The following is a 15,867-nucleotide window of genomic DNA, read 5'->3' as shown; positions in this document are numbered from 1 at the left end:
GTCCTCTCTCCGGTCAATGCACCGTGCCGATCAACGCGGCTTGCCTGACAACCTTTTGCAGGGCATCAGCCGGCAGGCTGTCGGCAACATCCTGGCAATAGCTGAGTATTTCCCGGGAGAGAGTGATGCCGAGGCGCTCCGCCTGGATGCAGCGGATCAGCGCCAGACGTTTGTGTCCGAAACGGACCGAGCGTTCCAGCAGGGCCAGCATCGCGTTCTTGTTGCTCTCATGCGAGACCGCGCGCTTGAGATCGCGGATTTCCTGTCGTTTCACGGTCGTCACTCCAGCCAGGCGGTATCGGGGAAGTCGAGCGCGCTGCCGCCGCCCTCCCTGATCGTGGCAGACAGTGCCGGCGCGTTGACCAGCACATGGTCGGCAAAGAAGGCTGCGGATTGCGCGACCGCCGCGAGTTCGGCGCCGCCTTTGCGCAGCGCCGCCTGCAGCCTGCGCGCATGCATCCAGCCGCCGACCGCCGTGCCCCACAGGTGGAGGTAGGGAACCGAACCGGCATAGACTGCGCGCGGCGCCGATTCCTGCGATTCGATGATCCAGTTGACGGCGCTGCGCAGCGCATCGCATGCGCCGGCCAGGCGGGTGGACAGGCGCCGCGCAGCGGGATGTTCGTTCTCGCCCAGTGCCTTGACGTCGCCCATCATGTCGCCAATCAGCGCGAACGCCGCCTCGCCGCGATCACGCTGGGTCTTGCGTCCGACAAGGTCGTTGGCCTGGATCGCGGTCGTGCCTTCATAAATCGTCAGGATGCGCGCATCGCGGTAATACTGGGCCGCGCCGGTCTCTTCGATAAAGCCCATGCCGCCGAATACCTGCACCGCGTCGTAGGTGAGATCCTGCGCGGATTCGGTGAACCAGCCCTTGAGCACGGGCACCAGCAGTTCCATCCTTGCCTTCGCCTGGCCGCTGGTCGCGGTGTCGGAATGCGCGAGATCCTTTTGCATGGACACGTACACGGCCAGCGCGCGCATCGCGTCGATCCGGCTCTTCATGCCCAGAAGCATGCGGCGCACATCCGGGTGGCGGATGATGGTGCCGGTCGCGGCTTCGCCGACCGCGCGTCCCTGCACCCGCTCCAGCGCATAGGCCAGCGCATGCTGGTACGCGCGGTCGGACACCGACAGGCCTTGCAGGCCGACGGAAAAGCGGGCTTCGTTCATCATGATGAACATGTATTCCAGCCCGCGGCTCTCTTCACCGACGAGATAGCCGGTCGCGCCCTCGCCTTCGCCGAACAGCATGACGGCGGTCGGGCTGCCGTGGATGCCCAGCTTGTGCTCGATCGACGCGCAGCGCACGTCGTTGCGGCTGCCTGGCGTACCGTCCGGATTGACCATGAACTTCGGCACCACGAACAGCGAAATGCCCTTCACGCCCTTGGGTGCGTCCGGCGTGCGCGCCAGCACGAGGTGGATGATGTTTTCGGCAAGGTCGTGCTCGCCGTAGGTAATGAAAATCTTCTGGCCGTGGATGCGGTAGCTGCCGTCCTCCTGGCGCAGCGCCTTGCACTGCACAGCGGCGAGATCGGAACCGGCCTGCGGCTCGGTAAGGTTCATCGTGCCGGTCCACTCGCCGCTGACCAGTTTGGCGAGATAGGTTTCCTTCAGCGCCGCGTTACCGGCCGTGAGGAGCGCTTCGATCGCGCCATTGGTCAGCATCGGGCACAACGCGAAACTCAGGCTCGCCGCATGCCACATTTCATCGACGGCGGTGGCGACCACCGCGCACAAGCCCTGTCCGCCATACTGCTCGGGGAAGCGCAGGCCGTTCCAGCCGCTTTCGCAGAAGCCCGCATAGGATTCACGATAGCCCGGCGACGTCGTCACGACAGAATCCTGCCATTTCGCGCCGTTCCTGTCGCTGCCGGGGTTGAGCGGGTCGATGACTTCGCTCGCGAATTTTCCTGCTTCTTCCGCGATGGCAAGGACGGTTCCCGTGTCGCAGTCGATACCGCAACGCTGCGCATGCTGGTCAAAGTCGAAGACATCGCCCAGAAGGAAGGAAAGGTCTTTCAGCGGGGGTTGATACTGGCTCATGGTTCGGTCTCTGATTCAGGTTACATGTTGCGGCGGTACTGGCCGCCCACTTCAAACAACGCATTGCTGATCTGGCCCAATGAGCACACCCGCACCGCGTCCATCAGCACGGCGAACACGTTCTCGTTGTTGATCACGGTTTGCTGCAGGCGTTGCAGCATGGCCGGGGCCTGGGCCGCGTTGCGGTTCTGAAAGTCCGCGAGACGGTTCAGCTGCGACTGCTTTTCGTCGTCAGTCGAGCGGGCCAGTTCCAGTGTCTGCGGCATCGCTTCACCCTTCGGATTGCGGAAGGTGTTGACGCCGATGATGGGCAGCGTGCCGTCGTGCTTCAGGTGCTCGTAGTACATCGACTCTTCCTGGATCTTGCCGCGCTGGTAGCCGGTTTCCATTGCGCCCAGCACGCCGCCGCGTTCGGCGATGCGTTCGAATTCCTGCAGCACCGCTTCCTCGACGAGGTCGGTCAGTTCCTCGACGATGAAGCTGCCCTGGTTCGGGTTCTCGTTCTTTGCCAGGCCCCACTCGCGGTTGATGATGAGCTGGATCGCGAGCGCGCGGCGCACCGATTCGTCGGTCGGCGTGGTGATCGCCTCGTCGTACGCATTGGTATGCAGCGAGTTGCAGTTGTCGTAGATCGCGATCAGCGCCTGCAGCGTGGTGCGGATGTCGTTGAAATCGATTTCCTGCGCGTGCAGCGAGCGGCCGGAAGTCTGGATGTGGTACTTCAGCTTCTGGCTGCGCTCGTTGGCACCGTACTTGTCGCGCATCGCGACCGCCCAGATGCGGCGGGCGACGCGGCCGAGCACCGTGTATTCCGGGTCCATGCCGTTGGAGAAGAAGAACGACAGGTTGGGCGCGAAATCGTCGATGTGCATGCCGCGCGCGAGGTAGGCTTCGACGAAGGTGAAGCCGTTCGACAGCGTGAAGGCGAGTTGCGAGATCGGGTTCGCGCCGGCTTCGGCGATGTGGTAGCCCGAGATCGATACCGAGTAGAAGTTGCGCACACGGTTGTGCACGAAGTATTCCTGGATGTCGCCCATCACCTTGAGCGAGAACTCGGTCGAGAAGATGCAGGTGTTCTGGCCCTGGTCTTCCTTGAGGATGTCGGCCTGCACGGTGCCGCGCACGTTCTCCAGCACCCATTCCTTGATCTTGGCGGCTTCGTCGTCCGTCGGCTCGCGCTTGTTGTCGGCGCGGAACTTGGTCATCTGCTGGTCGATCGCGGTGTTCATGAACATCGCGAGGATGGTCGGCGCCGGGCCGTTGATGGTCATCGACACCGAGGTGTTGGGCGCGCACAGGTCGAAGCCGTCGTACAGCACCTTCATGTCGTCCAGCGTGGCGATTGACACGCCGGAGTTGCCGATCTTGCCGTAGATGTCGGGACGCGGGGCCGGGTCGGCGCCGTACAGCGTGACCGAGTCGAAGGCGGTGGACAGGCGCTTGGCCTCCATGCCTTCGGACACCAGCTTGAAGCGGCGGTTGGTACGGAAGGCGTCGCCTTCGCCGGCGAACATGCGGGTCGGGTCTTCGTTCTCGCGCTTGAAGGCGAATACGCCGGCGGTGTACGGGAAGGAACCCGGGACGTTTTCCGCCATCAGGAAGCGCAGGATTTCGCCGTCGTCCTCGTAGCGCGGCAATGCCACCTTGCGGATCTTTGTGCCGGACAGGCTCTTCTGGACCAGGCGTGTGCGGATTTCATTGTCGCGGATCTTGACCACATATTCGTCGCCGGCATAGGCGGCCTTCATGTCGGGCCACGAGGTGAGGAGTTTTTTGGCGCCCGCGTCCATTGCATTGTCGCGTTCGACGATCAGGTCGTCGAGGTCGGCCGCCTTGTTGCATGCGGCGGCCATGCGCCTGGCTTCCTGCAGTTGCTGGCGTTCGCGGGCGAGCTTGACCTGTTTCGCGGTGTTCTTGTGGTAGCCGCGCACGGTGTCGGCAATTTCGGCGAGGTAGCGGGTGCGGGCCGGAGGCACGATCGCGTTCTTTCCGGAAGAGAAGCGGACGTTGACCGGTTCCAACTTGCCCGGTCGGGCCTTGAGACCGAGTTCAGTCAGCTTCGGCAGCAAGCCCTGGTACAGCGCGGTGACGCCGTCGTCGTTGAAGCGCGAAGCCTGCGTGCCGAACACCGGCATTTCGTCCGGCTTCTTCATGAACAATTCACGGTTGCGCTGGTATTGCTTCGCGACATCGCGCAGCGCATCCTGCGCGCCCTTGCGGTCGAACTTGTTGATCGCCACGAAGTCGGCAAAATCGAGCATGTCGATCTTTTCCAGCTGCGACGCGGCGCCGAATTCCGGCGTCATCACGTACATCGATACATCCACGTGCGGCACGATGGCCGCGTCGCCCTGGCCGATGCCGGAAGTTTCGACGATCACGAGGTCGAAGCCGGCCACCTTGCAGGCGGCGATCACGTCGGGCAGCGCGGTTGAAATTTCCAGCCCTGCCTCACGCGTCGCGAGCGAGCGCATGAAGACACGCGACTGGCAGTTCCACGGATTGATCGCATTCATGCGGATGCGGTCGCCGAGCAGCGCACCGCCGGATTTTCGGCGGGACGGATCGATGGAGACGACCGCGATGTTGAGCGCATCGTCCTGGTCGAGGCGGATGCGGCGGATCAGTTCATCGGTCAGCGAAGACTTGCCGGCGCCGCCAGTGCCGGTGATGCCGAGGACCGGCGTCTGGATGGTGTCGGCAGCCTTGTGCAGTTCGGTCTTGAGTTTCGCGGATACCTTGCCGTTTTCCAGCGCGGTGATGAGTTGCGCGAGCGGACGCTGGCGCTCGATGATCTCGCCGGCGGTCAGGGATTCCAGCTCGGTAGGCGCATACGTGGAAAGATCGACGTCGCACATCTGGATCATGGACAGGATCATTCCTGCCAGGCCCAGGCGCTGGCCGTCTTCGGGGCTGAAGATGCGCGCCACGCCATACGCATGCAGGTCGGCGATCTCGGACGGCACAATCACGCCGCCGCCGCCGCCGAACACCTTGATGTGCGCGCCGCCGCGCTGCTTCAGCAGGTCGATCATGTACTTGAAGTACTCGACGTGGCCACCCTGGTAGCTGGAAATGGCGATGCCTTGCGCGTCTTCCTGCAGCGCCGCCGTGACGATCTCATCGACCGAGCGGTTGTGGCCGAGGTGGATGACTTCCGCACCGTTGGACATCAGGATGCGGCGCATGATGTTGATCGAGGCGTCGTGGCCGTCGAATAGCGAGGCAGCGGTCACGAAACGGACCTTGTTGGCCGGCTTGTATTCGGTGAGCTTCGTGGATTCGGACAGGTCTGTCATGGAATGGCCTTTGCGTGGACGGATAATGGAGTCTGGGCAAAGTATAGAAAGCGGCGTCATGGACGACGATGCCGAAAAATTCCATAGATGATGGAAAGTTTGGCCATATGTGATTCCTTTTTGGCAATTTTTGGCGGCATGACCGTCTCTTGCTTGTAGACTTGCGCAATGCAAAAAGGCAGTGTTTCGATTTACTTTGTACGGTCGGCGTTGGAGCCTGTGCTGGCGCGCGGCATCGACATCGAGCCGCTGCTGCGGGAAACCGGCATTTCTGCCGCAGTGCTGCAGGCGCCTCAGGGCAGGGTCACCGCGCAGAATTTCAGCGCGCTGTGGCTGGCCGTGGCGCGGGTGCTGGACGACGAGCTGTTCGGCCAGGATTCGCGGCGCATGAAGGTCGGCAGTTTCGCAATGCTCAGCCACATCCTGGTGAGCTGCGACACCTTGTCCGCCGCCCTGTCGCGCATGACGAAGTTCTTCAACCTCATCCTGGATGACTTCCACTGCGCGATTGAGACCGAAGGCCGCCACGCGCTGCTGACCATACGCGAAACGCCCGGTGCCGCCGCGCCGCGGGTGTTTGGCTACGAGACCCTGTTGATGCTGCAGCATGGCCTTGCCTGCTGGCTGATCGGCCGGCGCATCCCGCTGCTGGCGGCCGCCTTCGCCTATCCGGAGCCCTCGCGCAGCGCGGAATACGCGTTCATGTATTGCGAGCAGCTGAGCTTCAATGAAAGCCGCACCGCAATCCGCTTCGACCGTTCCTACCTGGCCCTGCCGGTGATCCAGAACGAACGCACGGCGAAGGAATTCGTGCGCAATGCGCCGGCCAACATCGTCCTCAAGTACAAGAACACCAACAGCCTTACCGCGCAGATCCGGCGGCGCCTGCGCGCTGCCGGCAGCGACGAGTGGCCGGAATTCGAATTCATCGCGAAGACCCTCAACATGGCGCCGTCCACGCTGCGCCGCCGGCTGGAGGACGAGGGACAATCCTTCCAGGCGATCAAGGACCAGCTGCGGCGCGACATGGCGATCGATTACCTCTGCCACACGACAAAGAGCGTGGCGGAAATCGCGGTGGAACTGGGATTTGCCGAAGCCAGCGCCTTCCACCGCGCGTTCAAGAAGTGGGCAGGCGCCTCGCCGGGGGAATACCGGCTGCTCGCGCATCGGCGATGAACCATTGCACGTAAAAGATCTTTACGTACAGGCGCTTCATATTCGTAAAGAAGCTTGACGCCCTTTCCAGCCTTCTCCCTGCAGGGTGCGCCCCGCGCACCTCTCGTGCCGCATGGCTCACCGCTTAGGGTAATTGCCACTCCTTTTTTCTCAGCGAGAGAAGCAACCACCCGTTCAGGAGCCGGTGCGCGCTGGCCGGATTTGCTCACTACCGGCGCGACATAGGTGCCGCGGCCAACACGCATCAACTTCCCGGCCTTCACGAGACGGGTGAAGCTTTGATCGATGGTTGCCGAGAACCAAGATGCAAGATTTCCTTGGGCGATAAGACGGGGTTGGGCGAGCGGCTGGCCGTCGCCTGGCCTCATCGGGGATGCCTTGCCAGCGCCCTCAGCGGGCGCGCGCCGCGCGGACGCGCTCGAAAACCTCTTGCGCGTCGTCCCCCGCTGTCTGCTCATCTTTCCCCGCCTGCAGGTTGGAGAGCAACCGCGCCAGTACTGCTACCTGGGGCAACAATGGCCCTAGAAAGCGTGCGTTCGCGCCATCGGCGATCAGCAGAGTCGGAAAGGTTTCCACATCGAGGTCGCCCGCGAGTTCGGCTTCGTCCTCGATGTCCACCCACTCGAAACGCACGTGCGGATGGGACTGGGCTAGAGCGTCAAAGATGACACGGTAGTCGCGGCAGGTTCCGCACCAGTCGGCACACAGGCACACGGCCCACCAACCACCCGATGAGCTGGCGGCGGGAGTGGCATCGGGCAAGGTGGATGGGCTGCTGTGCATCTGCGGAATCCTTCTGGGCTTTACCGTTCCATTTGCGCACTGGGCAGCTACCTAGTACCTTGCCGATTGGTAACGACCTCTTTCGCCACCCCCTGCGGGGCTTCCGCGTAGTGCTTGAATTCCATCGTGTAGGTGGCGCGGCCTTGCGTTGCGGAGCGCAGCGAGGTCGAGTAGCCGAACATTTCGGACAGGGGCACTTCGGCCTTGATGGCCTTGCCGCCGCCGGGCATGTCGTCCATTCCCTGCACCATGCCGCGACGGGAGGACAGGTCACCCATAACGTTGCCGGCGTAGTCTTCGGGCGTTTCTACTTCCACGGCCATCATGGGCTCGAGGATCACGGGGTTTGCCTTCTTCACAGCTTCCTTGAATCCGAAGATAGCAGCCATCTTGAACGCCTGTTCGGACGAGTCCACATCGTGGTACGAACCGAAGGTCAGCGTGACCTTCACGTCCACCACCGGGTAGCCAGCCAGCACCCCACTGTTCAGCGCCTCGATCACGCCCTTTTCCACCGCTGGGATGTACTCGCGAGGAATCACACCGCCCTTGATGGCGTCGACGAACTCGAAGCCCTTGCCGGCTTCCTGCGGGTCGAGCGAGAACACGACGTGGCCGTACTGGCCCTTACCACCGGACTGGCGCACGAACTTGCCTTCGACATCGGACACCGATTTGCGCACAGTTTCGCGATAGGCCACCTGGGGCTTACCCACGTTGGCTTCCACGCCGAATTCACGCTTCATGCGATCCACGATGATTTCCAGGTGGAGCTCGCCCATGCCCGAAATGATGGTCTGACCGGATTCTTCGTCGGTCTTCACGCGGAAGGACGGATCTTCGGCAGCCAGCCGCTGCAGTGCGATACCCATCTTTTCCTGGTCAGCCTTGGTCTTGGGCTCCACGGCCTGTGCAATCACGGGCTCGGGAAACACCATGCGCTCCAGCGTCACGATGGCATCGGGATCGCACAGGGTTTCACCGGTGGTCACTTCCTTCAGGCCCACGCAGGCTGCGATGTCGCCGGCGCGGATTTCGTTCACTTCCTTACGCTCGTTAGCGTGCATCTGCACGATACGGCCGATACGCTCCTTCTTGCCCTTGACGGGGTTGAAGACAGAGTCACCCTTCTTGAGCACGCCCGAGTACACGCGAACGAACGTGAGTTGGCCTACGTACGGATCGGTCATCAGCTTGAACGCCAGTGCTGACAGCTTCTCTTCATCGGCGGCCATGCGCGAGGTCGGCGCCTCGTTTTCGTCAGTACCGCTTACGGGAGGAATGTCCACGGGCGAAGGCAGGTAGTCGATCACGGCGTCCAGCATGCGCTGCACACCCTTGTTCTTGAAGGCTGAACCGCACAGCATAGGCTGGATTTCGGTGGCGATCGTGCGCGTGCGCAGGCCGAGCTTGATATCTTCCTCGGAGAGGTCCCCCTCCTCCAGGTACTTGTTCATCAGCTCTTCGGAGCCTTCGGCAGCGGCTTCAACCATCTTCTCACGCCATTCCTTGGCGGATTCGATGAGGTCGACAGGAACGTTCTGGTAGTCGAATTTCATGCCTTGCGAAGCTTCGTCCCAGATAATGGCCTTCATCTTGAGCAGGTCCACCACACCCCTGAAGCCTTCTTCCGCACCGATCGGGATCACCACGGGCACGGGGTTAGCCTTCAGGCGATCCAACATCATTTGTCGCACCCGGAAGAAATCTGCGCCGACCCGATCCATCTTGTTGACGAAGGCAAGGCGCGGAACCTTGTACTTGTTGGCCTGACGCCAGACGGTCTCCGACTGGGGCTGCACACCACCCACAGAGTCATAGACCATCACGGCACCATCGAGTACCCGCATGGAACGCTCCACTTCGATGGTGAAGTCCACGTGGCCGGGGGTATCGATGATGTTAAAGCGGTGCTCGGGGTAGGACATGTCCATGCCCTTCCAGAAGCAGGTGGTGGCAGCCGAGGTGATCGTGATGCCGCGCTCTTGCTCTTGCTCCATCCAGTCCATGGTAGCAGCACCGTCGTGCACTTCACCGATCTTGTGGTTCACACCGGTGTAGAACAGGATACGTTCGGTCGTCGTGGTCTTGCCGGCGTCGATATGGGCCGAGATGCCGATGTTGCGGTAGCGATCGAGGGGAGTATGGCGGGTCATGATGGTCTTGATGTCCTTTCACCAGGTGCACTGCCAAGGTCATTCTCGACAATTGCGACTTGGTGGGTATAGTTTACATGTACGCGTACAATCATACTGTATAATCTTTCTTCGTGCTTTAGAGAACTAACTTTCCTTCTCGGGAAAATTCACATGCCAGGCCGAAAGTCCTTTTTCATGATTTACACGCACCCAGAGCGAGAACAAATCCGCCTCGAAAACGTTCTTAATGCGCTAGGAAACCCGTTGCGCCTCAGTGTGGTCCGAATACTCGCCTCAGGAAAGGAGCACGCGTGCGGATCACTGCTTCTTGGGCAAACCAAATCCACTATGACGCGTCACTGGCGTGTGCTTCGGGATGCCGGTGTGATCTGGCAGCGCCCAAATGGGCGCGAGAAGCTCCTGTCTCTGCGACGTGCGGACCTTGACGCTCGCTTTCCGGGACTACTGACGGCGCTCCTGTCGTCGCTCGACAGCTAGCCGAGAAGCAATATTTACTGCACTTGCCGACAAAGCGGCATTCCACAACCGATGTCAGGCTCCTCCCGGTCGATTCGACAAACCCCCTATAGCCCCCCCTCCTCGCTATCCATTTCTGGCTAGCGCCCGTGTGAGCCGTTCAGCTGCGAGCTCCAGGAAGCGGCGTGTCTTTGCGGGGAGGCTTCCCTGGCGCACATAGAGCAAGTTCACCGGAAGGGGACTCGGTTCGTACTCCTTGAGGAGCCGAATCAGTTCATGTCGTGCGAACTGCGGGGCGACTTGGTAAGAGAGCACCCGGATAATACCGACGCCGTTCGTCGCCGCAGCCACTGCCGCATCGGCCGTGTTTACGATCAACCGAGAGCGAACCGGCACCCGGATTGTTCCCTGCGAAGTGGAGAATGACCACGCGAGAGAAGACGAGAGCCCCCCGAAGGTCACACACTCGTGGTTGCGTAGATCGGAAGGGGCTTTCGGCATCCCATGTTTTTTGAGGTAGACAGGACTACCGCACACAACTCTTGTGACCTCGCCCACCTGTTTTGCGGTCAAGCTGCTATCGGGCAGCTCCCCAATGCGCACGGCCACATCGATGCTCTCCTCGAGCAAATTTGCATTGGTGTCGCTGAGCACCAAACGAACATTGACACTGCCGAACTGGTTCAAAAGATCCATGACCACAGGTAGCACATGAAAACGCCCGAACATCAGCGGCGCTGCAATGACCAATTCTCCACGCGGACTCGTTTGACCTCCAACGGCAGAGCGCTCGGCTTCTGTCACACGGTCCAGGATTTCGCGAGACGCGACCAGGTAGTCGCGCCCCGCATCCGTCAACGTTAGTTGCCGGGTCGATCTGATCATGAGCCTGACACCAAGATGGGCTTCCAGGTCGGCGAGCTTCCGGCTAACTGAGGGAAGCGGCATTTGCAGTCGCCGCCCTGCGGCTGAAAGACTTCCTTCTTCCGCAGCAGCTACGAAGACGGACATGGCTTCAATGCGGTCCATATTTTCAATATTTAAGATACTGACTTCCAGATTGAAAGGCTAGTTCTCTAATAAAAAACTATCTAAATTGGCTGTTCGAGTTTTTCGTCGTCCTTGCAAGGAAACATTCATGCCAAGTAAACCAACCACTCACAGCAATGACGCAGCGCCCCCTGCGTCGCAGCCGAATAACCAAGCCGACAAGAAGACGGCAAGCACTCCCACGACCCATTTGGCCTTCAGCGAGCGAGTCAGGTCGATACAGGAACGCCGTGGCTCGCGCGCGATGTACGCAGAGGTGGATGCGTCGGGTAGTTGGTACCGTCTCATCGACGAACACCTGCGGCGGTTTATCGAAGCCCAAACGAGTGCAGTGCTTGCGACAGCGAGCGCCGACGGGCAACCCCATGTGCAGCATCGCGGGGGGCCACCCGGATTTCTGCGGGTACTCGACGAACAAACAATCGCTTTCGCTGACTTCGAGGGAAACCGGCAATACATCACGCAGGGCAACCTCCAGGAGAATCCAAGGGCTCAGTTCCTGTTCATCGACTACCCAACCAAACGTCGGATCAAGGTGTTTGGAACCGCAAAGGTCATCGAGGACGATCAGGAACTGATTCGATCGCTCATGCCAGTGGGCTACAAGGCTCAACCCTCAGCAGCGATTGTGTTCACGGTGGCGATAACAGATGGAAACTGTCCCCAACACATTCCACAACGCTTCGAAGCAGCAGATGTGATAGCGGCCATAAAGGAACGCGATGATCGGATTGCAGAGCTGGAGCAGGCTCTCGAGCAAGTTACCCGGCAACGCGACTAGTCCCGGGAATGGCCGGGGGTGTGATTTCATCTGATTACAATCAGAGTTCATCGCTGAGTTTCTGCTGCGAGCGTTTCCGCCTTGTAGTTGCGCCTTCAGGTTGCCCGGCTCGCGTTCGCTGCTCGATCAGCCAGTTCCTCAAGATCAAGCCTGCGGTCGGATCCGTAGAGGGGAACGGGCTGAGCAACCTCGAGTCCCAACTGGTTTCCGTCAACGAAGACGTCGACCTTCTCCGGTTCGAAGGAGACAAAGTCCGAAATGCGCGCGACCTCTGCCCAGGCTTGTCTGTAGCTCCAAGCAGCCTGCCGACTCTCTCCAATGTCGTAGTAGCTAGCGATGCCCTTGTAGGGGCAAAAACTTTCCTTGTCGGCAAGCACGAGCACCGACTCATTGATGTCATCGCGAGGGACAAACCAACGTGGCGCGTAGCCAGACTCGAAGAGAACCCGCGGCCGATGGGTATTGGCGACAATTTCCCCCCTGCTCCGAACCACCAGATGTCGCGACGACTGTCGAATATCGATTCGATGATACGGGTCTGCTGCGTGACCTACGATTCGTTCGTCCTCTTCGTAGAACGCATCCATTGCCTGCCAGGCGAAAGCGACACGATCCTGCAGCACGCTCGCATGACCAGGTAACGCAACATGCTGCCAGGCTGCATGTGAAACCGACCGATCTTGTACGCAAGCTTTGAACCAGACGGTGTCGCCCAAGTCGCAATGCGTAGTGCGATTGTCCTCAAGTTTCAGGACACCGCCGCGAACATTTTCATTCGGAAAGTACGCGACCGGATATCGCCCCGGCTCATGCAACAAAACGATGTCTTCGCTGTCCGCGATCCATTGACCTCCTAGCTTGACCCTCATGCGCCGGCGCAATGGCTCTGCGAACAGTAGTCGATCTGGCATCGGCTGCGCCGTCAGGAACTGCCCCAACGTCGCGCCAAGCGGCCCTTGTTGCCATCCAAGCCCCATCATTAATCTCCTGAAATTTTGACGAGAACGGCCGGTGAATCCCGGATCATGCACCTGCAACACTCAGCCGCTATCTCTGGATCAATTTATTTAGCGAGGTTTGAGTCGTCGCGGTAATGCAGCTCCAGCCCACAGCCGGGCCACTCATCCAGCCAATTGATGATTCATGCGTTAGTTCCCGTCGGCCCGCACACGGGCAACGGGAACCGGCATCCCGAAGATGACCTACCTCCGGGATCATTCACGCGACCTCATGTTCGGCTGGGCAGAACCTCTGCCAGGAACTCACGAATCTCTATTCCGATCTCGTCCGCGTGGGTCTCCAGCGCGAAGTGCCCCGTATCGAAGAACTTCACCACGGCATTCTTGTTGTCGCGCTTGAATGCCTCCGCTCCGGCGGGAAGGAAGAATGGGTCATTGCTACCCCACACGGCCAGCAACGGCGGCTGATGCTTCTTGAAGTACTCATGGAACTTCGGGTACAGATCCACGTTGTTCGCGTAGTCCAGGAACAAGTCCAACTGGATCTCATGCATGCCATTGCGAGTCATGTAGTAGTTGTCCAGCGAGTAGCCATCAGGTGAGACCTTCGTCACGTCCTTGACGCCGTGCGTGTACTGCCACATCGTCGTTTCCGGTGTCAGCAACTGACGAATCCCGTCACGGTTCGCAGTCGTCGGCTCACGCCAGTACTTCTGAATTGGGCTCCATCCATCGCTCAAGCCCTCAACATAAGCATTTCCATTCTGAGAAATGATCGCCGTGATGCGCTCCGGATGTTTGATCGCCAAGCGCAACCCGACCGGCGAGCCATAGTCGAAGACGTAGATCGCGAAGCGATTCAATCGGATTGTTTCGGTGAATCGATCGATCACCTTGGCCAGGTTCTCAAACGTGTACTTGAATTGATCGCGGCTTGGCAGAGCCGACTGCCCGAACCCGGGCAAATCTGGCGCCACCACTCGGTACTTATCCGCGAGCTGAGGGATCAAGTTCCTGAACATGTGACTTGAACTCGGAAAGCCGTGCAACAGCAGCACTGTCGGTGCGTCTGCTTGCCCCGCTTCACGATAGAAGACCTCAAAACCATCGACATCTACTCGCCTGTTAATCACTGCAGTCATGTTTACCCCTTGAAATGATTTACGTAACCGGCCACAAAGCCAAATACAGGTTACCACAATAAAGTAACTTGTCAACGCACAGTTTAGTGGTTACAATGATTTGAGCGAAAGCGGTTCATGACGCGAAAGATGCGAGTAAGGACAGATGTGCTGCGCCCTTGGCGCGCTCCCAGCCGTTGATGATCGTCCGGGAGCGTATGAATACGCGTGTGCAGCGCACCCACCCTCAGGTGAAGTACTGTTTGAGCGTTCTAGGCGGCATGCCATGAAACGATTACTTAGAGAAGCACTTTCCAATGATTAAGACACCTCCCCCACCGTTGTTCTTGGCTGACTCACGCGGCCTGGATTTCTTGAACACACTTGCCGTGCCTGTTGACGAAGAGGTGGAGTGGCTTGCCAATGGGGCGCAGCTGCTTGCCTGGCTTGATGCTGCCGGTTTGGTTGAATCAGCCGTACTCGACGAAGTGCGCGCGTCGGCGAATCCCGGTGAGCTTGACGCAGTTGCATCGCAAGCCCGTGCACTTCGCGAGTGGTTTCGAGACTTCGTCACTCGGCACCGTGGGAAGCGGCTGACCCGCGTCGCTCTGACTGAACTAGACCCGCTTAATCGCATCCTTGCGCGGGACGAGAAGTTCAGTCAGATCGTGCCGCGCTCCAAAGGCGCGACCGACGAGGACCACCTGGCCTTAAGGCTCGTCACCCAGCGTCGATGGCGCGCTCCTGACGCGCTGCTCTTACCAGTGGCCGAGGCCCTTGCGGAACTGGTGGCTAGCGCCGACTTCACTGACGTCAAGCGCTGCGAAGGACCAAATTGTGCGCTGCACTTCCTCGATACAACCAGCGACCATCGGCGGCGGTGGTGCTGCATGAACATTTGCGGCAACAGAGCCAAGCAAGCCGCTTATCGCAGCCGTAAGGCTGCGGCAACCTGAGACTAGACCTACGTCGCAGTTGCCCGCCAGGGGGCGCCGAACCGGTGTGTTTGCGCAGTCAGCGGTAAACGAGTGCGCGTACCCATGGGTCTATCCGAATTTCCGCTGCGATGGCCCGACTCGTTGCGTACGCTGCAGCGCCTGACACCGGCTGACGCGTGGGTGAAAGGAGCGCGCACCGCGGCTTACCCTTCGGTGGCGCTCAAAACCACTCATTGTTTCGGATCGCCGCGTGTTATTGCCCGAAGCGCGGTCCGTCGAACAAAAATACGGTTTCCTCGTATGTGCTCTCGCGTCCGAGCGCCGCATTGCGGTGCGGAAAACGTCCGAATTGCACGATGATGCGGTGGTGCTGGTGTGCAAAGTCCAGTAACTCCACAAAGGTTTCCGCCAACACGGTTGGAGCCTCGACGGCGAGCACACTGAAGCGGCGCAATGACTCTTTCTGCAACGCAAGGTCTTCCGCATGTTCGAGCGGCATATACAGAAAGATGCGCCCAGCTAGCGGCAGCGCGTCATCCTCGTCCGCGGCCAAGGCTTCGCATACCAGGCGCTGCGCGCGCGCATCCCCGGCAAAGGCCGCCGCGCGGCCGCGGAAGGCGTTGCGTGTGAACTGGTCCAGCAGGATCACCAGCGCCAGACGCCCCAGAGGAGATCGTTCCCAGTCGAGCAGCGCGCCGTCGAGCGCCTGCCGTATCAAAGTGCCGAAGCGCGATTGGATCTCGGCATCGACTGCAGCGCCGCCGCGGAACCAATGAGCGTGGCGATCAATGCTCGGCCAACCCAGAGTAAGGGCATCGCCTAGCCAGTAATCGAGGACGTTTTGTGCTTCTAGAGGGATCGAATGCGTAATCATGTCGGGAAAGTATGTGGACTTGTAATCAAGGCCTTGAAGCAACGAGCTCATGTTCACCTCTTCTGCGAAGTCGATCGAGGAGTTCGAGCCCAGGAATCGCGTCTCGCACTAGTGGCATGCCCGGTAGCGCGTACACGGCAGCCGGCGCCGGCTAAAAAATGGGAAATCCATGCATACCAGCGTCTTTCTCTCACAGCGCGTTCTAAACTTCGGTGAGTT

The 15,867-nt window shown here is 60.0% G+C and carries 13 protein-coding genes; 4 read left to right on the top strand and 9 right to left on the bottom strand.

Translation table 11 applies throughout. The features are described from left to right. Positions 1–13: 13 nt before the first annotated feature. The 3 genes from AC3WOY_RS27975 to icmF are packed head-to-tail and all read right to left on the bottom strand — an operon-like array spanning position 14 to position 5,348. Positions 14–274, bottom strand: a complete 261-nt coding sequence (locus AC3WOY_RS27975) for a hypothetical protein (protein WP_492429789.1) — start codon at positions 272–274, stop codon at positions 14–16. Positions 275–279: 5 nt separating this feature from the next. Continuing rightward, the gene (locus AC3WOY_RS27970; RefSeq protein WP_492429787.1) at positions 280–2,049 is read right to left on the bottom strand and encodes an acyl-CoA dehydrogenase; all 1,770 of its coding nucleotides are present in this window, start codon (positions 2,047–2,049) and stop codon (positions 280–282) included. Positions 2,050–2,069: 20 nt separating this feature from the next. Next, on the bottom strand, positions 2,070–5,348 hold the full coding sequence (gene icmF / locus AC3WOY_RS27965) for a fused isobutyryl-CoA mutase/GTPase IcmF (RefSeq protein WP_492429785.1): 3,279 nt from the start codon (positions 5,346–5,348) through the stop codon (positions 2,070–2,072). Between the two features lie 168 nt (positions 5,349–5,516). Here icmF and AC3WOY_RS27960 point away from each other — a divergent pair, with 168 nt between their 5' ends. After that, positions 5,517–6,527: an AraC family transcriptional regulator gene (locus tag AC3WOY_RS27960; RefSeq protein ID WP_492429783.1), complete on the top strand. Its 1,011-nt coding sequence runs from the start codon at positions 5,517–5,519 to the stop codon at positions 6,525–6,527. Between the two features lie 390 nt (positions 6,528–6,917). On the opposite strand, the gene AC3WOY_RS27955 is transcribed toward AC3WOY_RS27960, so the two are convergent. Then, positions 6,918–7,310, bottom strand: coding sequence for a thioredoxin family protein (locus AC3WOY_RS27955; protein ID WP_492429781.1), 393 nt, complete (start codon positions 7,308–7,310; stop codon positions 6,918–6,920). Positions 7,311–7,357: 47 nt separating this feature from the next. Continuing rightward, positions 7,358–9,466: an elongation factor G gene (gene fusA, locus AC3WOY_RS27950; RefSeq protein ID WP_492429780.1), complete on the bottom strand. Its 2,109-nt coding sequence runs from the start codon at positions 9,464–9,466 to the stop codon at positions 7,358–7,360. Positions 9,467–9,619: 153 nt separating this feature from the next. Here fusA and AC3WOY_RS27945 point away from each other — a divergent pair, with 153 nt between their 5' ends. Continuing rightward, the gene (locus tag AC3WOY_RS27945; RefSeq protein WP_492429778.1) at positions 9,620–9,946 is read left to right on the top strand and encodes an ArsR/SmtB family transcription factor; all 327 of its coding nucleotides are present in this window, start codon (positions 9,620–9,622) and stop codon (positions 9,944–9,946) included. A gap of 105 nt (positions 9,947–10,051) precedes the next feature. Here the strand turns inward: AC3WOY_RS27945 and AC3WOY_RS27940 are convergent, their stop codons facing one another. Then, complete coding sequence (locus AC3WOY_RS27940; RefSeq protein WP_492429776.1) at positions 10,052–10,954, bottom strand: LysR family transcriptional regulator; 903 nt, start codon at positions 10,952–10,954, stop codon at positions 10,052–10,054. A gap of 109 nt (positions 10,955–11,063) precedes the next feature. Here AC3WOY_RS27940 and AC3WOY_RS27935 point away from each other — a divergent pair, with 109 nt between their 5' ends. Next, a complete protein-coding gene (locus AC3WOY_RS27935; RefSeq protein WP_492429774.1) occupies positions 11,064–11,756 on the top strand; it encodes a pyridoxamine 5'-phosphate oxidase family protein in 693 nt (230 codons plus the stop codon). Between the two features lie 95 nt (positions 11,757–11,851). On the opposite strand, the gene AC3WOY_RS27930 is transcribed toward AC3WOY_RS27935, so the two are convergent. Further along, positions 11,852–12,736, bottom strand: a complete 885-nt coding sequence (locus AC3WOY_RS27930) for a DUF427 domain-containing protein (protein WP_492429772.1) — start codon at positions 12,734–12,736, stop codon at positions 11,852–11,854. Positions 12,737–12,984: 248 nt separating this feature from the next. Further along, positions 12,985–13,857: an alpha/beta fold hydrolase gene (locus AC3WOY_RS27925; RefSeq protein WP_492429770.1), complete on the bottom strand. Its 873-nt coding sequence runs from the start codon at positions 13,855–13,857 to the stop codon at positions 12,985–12,987. A 353-nt stretch (positions 13,858–14,210) separates the two neighbouring features. Here AC3WOY_RS27925 and AC3WOY_RS27920 point away from each other — a divergent pair, with 353 nt between their 5' ends. Next, the gene (locus tag AC3WOY_RS27920) at positions 14,211–14,792 is read left to right on the top strand and encodes a CGNR zinc finger domain-containing protein (RefSeq protein ID WP_492429769.1); all 582 of its coding nucleotides are present in this window, start codon (positions 14,211–14,213) and stop codon (positions 14,790–14,792) included. 235 nt (positions 14,793–15,027) lie between these two features. Here AC3WOY_RS27920 and AC3WOY_RS27915 read toward each other — a convergent pair whose 3' ends face one another. Next, complete coding sequence (locus AC3WOY_RS27915) at positions 15,028–15,699, bottom strand: DUF924 family protein (RefSeq protein ID WP_492429767.1); 672 nt, start codon at positions 15,697–15,699, stop codon at positions 15,028–15,030. Positions 15,700–15,867: the final 168 nt, after the last annotated feature.

It is taken from the genome of Noviherbaspirillum sp. FW303-A3, assembly GCF_058788695.1.
The sequence above is the reverse complement of the archived record's forward strand: the minus strand, read 5'-3'. Positions and strand labels throughout refer to the sequence as shown.

What these genes read in the sequence shown, in the direction of transcription:
- AC3WOY_RS27970 (WP_492429787.1), bottom strand. Translation starts at nt 2,049, where the DNA reads ATGAGCCAGTATCAACCCCCGCTGAAAGACCTTTCCTTCCTTCTGGGC.
- icmF (WP_492429785.1), bottom strand. Translation starts at nt 5,348, where the DNA reads ATGACAGACCTGTCCGAATCCACGAAGCTCACCGAATACAAGCCGGCC.
- AC3WOY_RS27960 (WP_492429783.1), top strand. Translation starts at nt 5,517, where the DNA reads ATGCAAAAAGGCAGTGTTTCGATTTACTTTGTACGGTCGGCGTTGGAG.
- AC3WOY_RS27955 (WP_492429781.1), bottom strand. Translation starts at nt 7,310, where the DNA reads ATGCACAGCAGCCCATCCACCTTGCCCGATGCCACTCCCGCCGCCAGC.
- fusA (WP_492429780.1), bottom strand. Translation starts at nt 9,466, where the DNA reads ATGACCCGCCATACTCCCCTCGATCGCTACCGCAACATCGGCATCTCG.
- AC3WOY_RS27945 (WP_492429778.1), top strand. Translation starts at nt 9,620, where the DNA reads ATGCCAGGCCGAAAGTCCTTTTTCATGATTTACACGCACCCAGAGCGA.
- AC3WOY_RS27940 (WP_492429776.1), bottom strand. Translation starts at nt 10,954, where the DNA reads ATGGACCGCATTGAAGCCATGTCCGTCTTCGTAGCTGCTGCGGAAGAA.
- AC3WOY_RS27935 (WP_492429774.1), top strand. Translation starts at nt 11,064, where the DNA reads ATGCCAAGTAAACCAACCACTCACAGCAATGACGCAGCGCCCCCTGCG.
- AC3WOY_RS27930 (WP_492429772.1), bottom strand. Translation starts at nt 12,736, where the DNA reads ATGATGGGGCTTGGATGGCAACAAGGGCCGCTTGGCGCGACGTTGGGG.
- AC3WOY_RS27925 (WP_492429770.1), bottom strand. Translation starts at nt 13,857, where the DNA reads ATGACTGCAGTGATTAACAGGCGAGTAGATGTCGATGGTTTTGAGGTC.
- AC3WOY_RS27915 (WP_492429767.1), bottom strand. Translation starts at nt 15,699, where the DNA reads ATGAGCTCGTTGCTTCAAGGCCTTGATTACAAGTCCACATACTTTCCC.